The organism is Vibrio sp. 10N.222.55.B11 (assembly GCF_041473705.1).
Taxonomy (GTDB): Bacteria; Pseudomonadota; Gammaproteobacteria; order Enterobacterales; family Vibrionaceae; genus Vibrio; species Vibrio crassostreae_C.
Map to the genome: position 1 here is coordinate 229,672 of NZ_JBFRST010000028.1, position 7,849 is coordinate 237,520.

General features: G+C 43.3%; 7 protein-coding genes. 5 read left to right on the forward strand and 2 right to left on the reverse strand.

From position 1 onward, the window contains the following. Window positions 1-16 precede the first annotated feature (16 nt). A complete protein-coding gene (locus tag AB4503_RS11530) occupies window positions 17-919 on the reverse strand; it encodes a LysR family transcriptional regulator (RefSeq protein ID WP_017064671.1) in 903 nt (300 codons plus the stop codon). A 128-nt stretch (window positions 920-1,047) separates the two neighbouring features. Here AB4503_RS11530 and AB4503_RS11535 point away from each other — a divergent pair, with 128 nt between their 5' ends. The 5 genes from AB4503_RS11535 to AB4503_RS11555 all read left to right on the forward strand — a co-directional run bounded on the left by AB4503_RS11535 (window position 1,048) and on the right by AB4503_RS11555 (window position 7,182). Beyond that, window positions 1,048-2,112 carry an HlyD family secretion protein gene (locus tag AB4503_RS11535; RefSeq protein ID WP_017072190.1) on the forward strand — a complete coding sequence of 355 codons (1,065 nt, stop codon included), beginning with the start codon at window positions 1,048-1,050 and terminating at the stop codon, window positions 2,110-2,112. A gap of 3 nt (window positions 2,113-2,115) precedes the next feature. Beyond that, window positions 2,116-3,666, forward strand: coding sequence for a DHA2 family efflux MFS transporter permease subunit (locus AB4503_RS11540; RefSeq protein ID WP_017060506.1), 1,551 nt, complete (start codon window positions 2,116-2,118; stop codon window positions 3,664-3,666). Between the two features lie 289 nt (window positions 3,667-3,955). Further along, complete coding sequence (locus AB4503_RS11545; RefSeq protein ID WP_017064673.1) at window positions 3,956-5,545, forward strand: response regulator; 1,590 nt, start codon at window positions 3,956-3,958, stop codon at window positions 5,543-5,545. Then, window positions 5,539-5,871, forward strand: a complete 333-nt coding sequence (locus tag AB4503_RS11550) for an Hpt domain-containing protein (protein WP_017060508.1) — start codon at window positions 5,539-5,541, stop codon at window positions 5,869-5,871. Before AB4503_RS11545 ends, AB4503_RS11550 begins: the two co-directional genes overlap by 7 nt. Before the next feature lie 414 nt (window positions 5,872-6,285). Next, a complete protein-coding gene (locus AB4503_RS11555; RefSeq protein WP_229647550.1) occupies window positions 6,286-7,182 on the forward strand; it encodes an RNA polymerase sigma factor RpoD/SigA in 897 nt (298 codons plus the stop codon). A 201-nt stretch (window positions 7,183-7,383) separates the two neighbouring features. Here the strand turns inward: AB4503_RS11555 and AB4503_RS11560 are convergent, their stop codons facing one another. Continuing rightward, the gene (locus AB4503_RS11560) at window positions 7,384-7,737 is read right to left on the reverse strand and encodes a hypothetical protein (RefSeq protein WP_372114707.1); all 354 of its coding nucleotides are present in this window, start codon (window positions 7,735-7,737) and stop codon (window positions 7,384-7,386) included. Window positions 7,738-7,849 lie beyond the last annotated feature (112 nt).

Sequence of the window (7,849 nt, forward strand, 5' to 3'; positions counted from 1 at the left end):
GCTAAGGTTTTCCCCGTTACTTTTGCTTCCTATTTTGAAAAGCAGTCAGTAGATAGTCGATAAAGACCTTCTTACGTTTCGGCATCAACTGCCTGTCTGCATACACTAGGCTTACTGAAACTTCCGGCATCTCATATTCAGGTAGCAAACGAATCAACTTGCCTGTCTTGAAGTGCTCACGACAAATGAATTCAGGAAGCACCGCCAAGCCGAGCCCATCTACACACGCTGTTAGGCATGCCGTGATGGTATTCACCCGTAACTGACACGGCAGATCGATCAAAATCGACTCACCGCCTTCTAATTGTAAATGCCACTTGGGTAGACGCGCGGCCTTGTTCACCACCTCAATCATTCTGAATGGCGGTTCAAGATCATCGGGTGAAGAGACGTCATCGAACTGCTCTAAATACTCAGGGCTGGCTGCCAATACACGCTTTGATGTTGTGAGGTAGCGAGAAACCAAGCTCGAGTCCACTAGCTCACCAATTTGTGCGTAAAGATCGATACCCTCCGCAATGATGTCGACTTCTCGATTCGACAGTTCTAAGTTCAAAGTCACGTTTGGGTGCTCTTTTAGGAAGCTGTGGATGTATTTGGCTAATACTTGATGCCCCAATTCGACAGGCAACACAACATTCAACTGCCCTCGGATCAAATCCTGATTGGCTGAAACCTCTAGCTCAGCTTGGTTCATGATCTCTTGCATCTGCATGCTCGACTGATAAAAGCGCTCACCCTCTGGCGTTAAGACTAAACTTCGTGTCGAACGAGTGATCAACCTCACACCTAGATGCTGTTCCAGCTCGTCTAGCTTTCGGCTGACGGTCGACTTGGTCATGTTCAATGCTTCAGCTGCGTGCGTGAAACTCCCACAATCAACAACTTGTGTAAAAACAGTCACAGCATTTAAGTCCATCGTACTTCTCCCAAAGCGCCATTAGTTAGATTTTTGCAACAGTGTTTCCCTTTTTTCCTATCTTATCAATCAATCGAATTCATTTACAATTCGTTACATCTAAATAAAAACAAAATGAGAAAGAAAAAATGACAGAGAACAACAACGCTTCGCAAACAGTAAGCACAAAAAAACGTAAAAAAGCTCCGCTTATTGCTACTGCGATCATGCTGTCATTGGGTTTAGCCGGTGCTGGATACTGGTACGGCTATGGCCAGTACTTTGAATCTACCGACAATGCCTACCTACAAGGCGACATCACGAATATTAGCCCTAAGGTCTCTGGCTATATTGTTAAGTCTTATGTGAGTGATAACCAATCGGTTAAAGAAGGTGATTTGCTGGTTCAAATCGATGACCGTGATTACCAGTCAGCACTCGCTCAAGCAAACGCCCATTTAAGCGTCGTGCAATCAGACGTCAAAAATCTAGTGGCACAACAAACGTTACAACGTAGCAAGATCAATCAAGCAGAAAGCCGCGTTGATTCTGCACAAGCTGAATACGAACGCGCGATTCAACAAGTGGTACGTTCTCGTAGCTTACTAAAGCGTAACTACGCGTCTCAAGATGAAGTCGATAGCATGGTTGCACAACAAAAAGTAACTCAGGCAGATTTAGAAGAAGCAAAAGCAAACCTCGTTGCAACCAATGACCAATTAACCGTTATCGCTAGTGAGATTGAGCAAGCAAATGCATCCGTGACCGAAGCTCAAGCCCAGAGAGATCAAGCACAGCTTAACCTTGATTACACCAAAATTTACGCGCCAGCAGATGGCGTGATTGGTAAACGCAGCGTACGTGAAGGCTTGCTGATTCAAGCAGGCGCACCACTGATGAGCTTGGTACCAAACAACCAAGTGTGGATTGAAGCCAACTTCAAAGAGACACAGCTAAGTGGTATTCACAAAGGTCAGACGGTTGAAGTAGAGCTGGATGCGTTCCCGGGGCAGCCTCTTGAAGGTGTGGTAGACAGTTTCTCCCCTGCGACTGGCGCTAAATTTGCGCTCCTACCACCAGAAAACGCGACCGGTAACTTCACTAAAATCGTTCAACGTGTACCGGTTAAAATTACTATTCCAGATCAGCAAGAGTTGAAAGGTCGACTGCTTCCTGGTTTGTCTGTGGTAGCGACCATCGATAAACGAGGCTAGACCATGAGTAACGCTGGTGTTGTCACCCAAACAAATGATGATGACGAGGTTTCGAGACGCCATTGGATCGCCCTATTTGGCGGCTTGATTGGCGCGTTTATGGCGATCTTGGATATTCAGATCACCAACTCGTCTCTCAAAGATATTCAAGGTGCGCTATCAGCCACCTTGGATGAAAGCTCGTGGATCTCTACCTCTTACCTAGTCGCAGAGATGATCGCTATCCCACTCAGTGGTTGGCTTTCTAAAGCGCTCGGTAAACGCCGTTATATCACGTGGACGACAGCCATTTTCACCATTTCATCTTTGTTGTGTTCGTTCTCTTGGAACATGACCTCGATGATCGTGTTCCGCGCGATGCAAGGCTTCAGTGGTGGTGCTCTAATCCCGCTTGCTTTCTCGCTGGTGATTCAGTTATTGCCGGTCAACAAGCGTGCTGTGGGTATGGCACTGTTTGGTGTAACCGCGACCTTTGCTCCATCGATTGGCCCTACCTTTGGTGGCTGGCTGACGGAGAACTTCTCGTGGCACTATATTTTCTACATCAATATTCCGCCAGCTTTGCTTGTGATCACCATGATCCGATATGGCTTGGACGATGAAAAGCTCGACCTTGGCACGCTGAAAAAAGCCGATTGGTTTGGTATCGCCACCATGGCATTAGGGCTAGGTTGTTTGGAAGTGGTGTTAGAAGAAGGTAACCGTGAAGAGTGGTTCAGTTCGAGCTTTATTATTGGCTTGAGTATCGTGTCGGCGGTGAGTTTGGTTTACTTCGTGATAAACGAACTCCAACACAAGAAGCCATTGGTTAACCTGCGGCTATTGCGGGATGGGCAATTTGCGATGTCTTGTATCGCCTATTTGATTCTAGGAATGGCATTGCTCGGCTCTATCTATGTTCTACCGATGTATCTCACTCAAATTCAGCAATATAACGCGATGGAAATTGGTGAAGTGCTAATGTGGATGGGTTTCCCACAGCTTCTGATATTCCCAATTGTGCCAAAGCTAACACAGATCATTAAGCCTAAGTACTTGGTTACCTTTGGCTTCGCGATGTTCGGTTTTAGTTGTTACGTAAATACACACATGACAATCGATTTTGGCGGGCAACAGCTGATTTTATCTATGGTTCTGCGTGCTATTGGTAGTCCGTTCATCATGGTTCCGCTGTCTTTGGTTGCCATGAAGAACATCAGCAAAATGGACACGCCAGACGCATCAACGTTAACCAACGTAATGCGGAACTTAGGGGGCGCTTTCAGCATCGCGATTATCGCTACGCTATTGGATAACAAAACCCGTGAGCACTTAGCACACATCAAGGAGTCGCTACCTTCAGTGAGTCAACTTGGTTGGCAGACGCTTCAGCAACAACAAGCGTTTTTCATTCAGTCAGGAAGTGATGCCGCAACTGCGATGCAACAAGCACAAGCAAGTTTGCTCGGCACAATGCAACGTGACGCAGCCATCATGGCTTACAACGATGTGTTCTTAATGATGACGGCGTTCTTGGCTCTAGCGGCAGTATTGATTCTAAACATGCGTGATTAACGCTAGAGTTTCGGTAAATAAAACTTCAAGCAAAGAACAACATTTCGAATAAAAACTCGAACAATAAAACAGATAGGTGAGCTTATCGGCTTGCCTCTTTTTTATTTCTAAAACACGTATAACCCCACTAAAATCAGGTAAAAGTCACCTGCGTTTGAAGGCTTTCATAAATGTTATCTAATACTCTTTAATTACCAATAGTTTATTGAGTGTTTGTATGTGATATAGGCACCTTGACAATGTGCAACTTGACACCTAAATTAAAAAATAACATTTGGTATTAAGGAAAATGGATTTGACCTTACCAACAGACCTTCGAATTTTGATCGTCGACGACTCTAAAAGCGCAACAATACTTATTAAGCAGCAACTGGCTAGTTTGGGAGTTTCGCGCGACTGTATTTTTATTGCGACCGACTATCGAAAAGCAATTAAAGCGGTCGAGACACACTCTTTTCATGTACTCCTCATTGACTACCACTTAGAACAGTCTTTTACTGGCTTTGAGCTGTTGGGCATTCTGTATCGAAACCGCCTCATCGATCATACTGTGGCGACAATCTTGCTCTCTGGGGATATGCGTCAGGAAACAGTATTAACCGCCCTTTCAGGTGAAGCACACCACTTCGTTTCTAAACCGATTAATACTCAAACGTTGGGTAAAAAGATCCAAAGTGCCGTGTCCGTTTCAAAGAAACTCACCCAACTGAATGATTTGTATCCCATTGCCAGTCAAGAGAGATTAGCTCAAGCTTTGGCGATCTCCCCTAATGGTACTAGCGTTCAGTTCGAAGCGACATTGATTGAACATTTAATTGCAGGTAAGAAATGGCAGTTACTCTCTAGCGTCATTAACAACTCCAAAACCAACATGCACCCAACCAAATTGGTGGCTGAGGCGCTGATTCTCGACAGCTTAGGCAAGCCAAATTTAGCCATAGATAAGCTCCACAATTTTCTAATAGCACAGCCACTCTCATTGAGCGTGATTGACTGCTTAAGCTGTATCTATGAAAAACATAAAATGCTGCTGCCTGCTCTTAAATTAGCGATTCGTGCATTTGAGATGACTCCCAGCATCAGCCATCGTGCAATCAGGGCCATCGACTTAGCTGAGAACGCAGATAACACACATATGATCATAAAGTTAGGTGAGATGTATGCAACCCACATTTCAGCTGCTGACATTGATGTCATCCATTCCATTGGTGCGCACTTTAATTCCTTAAAAGCAACGTATCAGCGCGAGACGCAACTAAAGTACAAACGTATTTTGCTTGAGCACGCCAACCAATTCACCGAGTTGGTAAACCTGAAACTTCCGGTAAAACAACAGCAGCAAGTTTTGGCCAGCCTTGCCCTATTTCAGAGCAGCATATTGCTCATCGAAAATAGCCCTCAAATTGCCCACAAAAAAGTGATTAGAGCTTCGACACTGTTAGCGAACAATTTCCACAGCCAACCGACTTATTTGCTCACTCAGTTATTACCCATGCTCGCCCACTTTGGTGAGTACTCTCTTTATCATTTAACAGTGGAATGTCTCAAATCTCGTGGAGAAGCCATAAATCACCAACTTGAGTCCAAAAATGTCGACCCTTCAACGTGTATAAACATTGAAAATTTGGGTTCGATCCAAGAAATAAAGGACTACATTCACAGTTACCCATATTCAGTTGCCGCCAAACTTGACTATATATACGCCGTCAATAAAGCTCATATAGATGAGAAACTTAGCGACGACTATCTAGAAGAAATCTTACAGTTAGAACTTCCTCCAAAATGGAATCAATGGATTAGTGATTCATCAAGGTATGGTTTTTCCACTAAGCCGCCTAGCCCATTTTCAACATTCAGCCGACAGGAGTCCACATGCTAGACTTTGATGCTTTAAACGCCTATTTAGACAATGACAGAGACGTCATTTACGCCGTTTTGTCTACATATCAAGAAGACCATGGCAATTCGCTACAAGAGATCGAAGAGTTGGTTCAACAACAAGATTGGGGCAAGCTTCATTTTACCGTGCACACCTTAAAAGGCATTTTAGCCAGCTTTGGTGAAGAAACGGCCACAGTTGCATTGGAAAGAGTAGAACAAAACACACTCAATAAGCTTGCGCCGCAAGATGATGATCTTTCGGTTATCTACAGCGAAATGAAGATCATTAATCAGCAAATCGATGAGGTTCTTAGCACTTATTAGTCGATAGAATTAAAACGTGCATGGCGATACTTAACAGCCGACACAGCTAAAAGAGTTGAGGTGCTTGGAAACATTGAACCTCGACTCTTAACATTTTTCTCATCATTTCTCCTCTCAATTATAGTTCTAACCCACACCTATAAATTCACGTCATTTATCTAGATAAACCGATGTATAACACATGCTTTATAAACTATCCGTCTTAATGTTTTAAACGAAAAACCAACACACTTGATGAGATGCAAAATAGTTAAATATTTGTAGATCTTTTTGTGACATAAACATACGAAATTGCATTTTATTTATTGGTAAAGAAGAAATTGTTATCTACACTCTAATGAAACCAAGCGTTAATCACTTGGTGGCATAATAAAAAAAACTAAAACGTTCAGTCGGCTAGATAAGGACAAGGAAATGAACAACGATAGTTTTGCTGCGTTTCAGGGGCTCACGGATGAAACACCCATTACCGAATCATTTTCTACCAGTGCAGACCCTTATGCTCATTATCTGAAAGATATTGTTGGCATTGATCTGCTGTCGCGTGAAGACGAGGTGTATTACGCAAAATTGAATCGCGCGGGTGAGAAAAAAGCGCGTGATGTAATGATCGAATCAAACCTGCGCCTTGTTGTGAAAATCGCAAAGAGTTACCTAAAACGTAAAGGCAATAATTTCACCCTGCTCGACCTGATCGAGGAAGGCAACATTGGCTTGATTAAGGCCATCGACAAATACGATCCAGAACCAGGCTATCGTTTTTCAACCTATGCTGTTTGGTGGATCCGCGAAAACATTGAAGCCGCACTCATGAACACGGGTCGAACCGTTCGATTGCCAGCCCACGTGTGTAAAGAAATAAACAGCCTCGCCTCAAAAAAGCTCGATGCAAGCAAAAAAATGAGTAAAGAGGTTTCAATTTCTGAGCTATCAGACAGTTCAGGTGTAAAGGCCGAACGCGTCGATCAACTGGTGGCGTTAAGCGGGTTTATTGACGTGACGACAACGGTTGGAACTAGCCATGCGCCTATGGTGCTTGATCAATGCGAAAGTGAATATATCCCAGACCCTCAACAAGATTGTGAGGATCAATCCTTTACCCAAGCTCTAGAACAAATCATCTATACACTTCCTCCAAAATTACAAAAGGTGCTCATCCACCGTTTTGGTTTCTTTGATAACAAGGTGAAAACGCTGTCTGAGGTCGGACAAATGTTGGATGTGAATGTTTCTAATGAACGTGTTAGACAAATGCAGAAAGAAGCGGTCGAAAGAATTCAAAAACGACTCAAATTTGATGGTTGGGTGTAAGTCGTAGCCCAGTTGAGAATTAGTTGAAAATAACGTTAAGCCAAAACAAAGACCTTTAGGGTGAGCCTCCAAGCTTGCCCTTTTTGTTTGCTGATTCGTTAGAAAAATAAAAAAATCGTAAGCACACGAACCCTAAGTCGCTAATGCCTAATGAAAAATGACAAATGACAAATGACAAATGACAAATGCCACACCATTAACTTACCTTAAAGAAGTGACTCGCTCACTGCGTAAAATGAGATAATGGATATAAGTGGTTTCAAGACAATCTTGTTCCCACACTGATAAAATCCGTTTGGCCGCAAAATAATAATCTTTGTTTCTCAACAACATCCCAACGGTGCGGCTATGCTTTTCAAATCGAACGTGATCGCTCGCAGAGATGTAGTCATCTTCACTTTCAATAATGGGCGCTAAACCATCAGCAAACCAATTATTCAATATTTCTCGCATCTCTAATTCAGACTCAGGCACATCCACACTAGACAACTCACGATGTTGAGGTGGTCGCACTATGTACTTCGACGCTTGCGGTGAACTGACATAACGATACATGTCGCCCCTCCTGTCTAACTGACCCTTCTAATAATTAAGGACATATTTACCTGTTCTCAAGTTTATTTATCGAAACAAACAACAAAAAAATTAAAAAGAGCCATGTATCAAT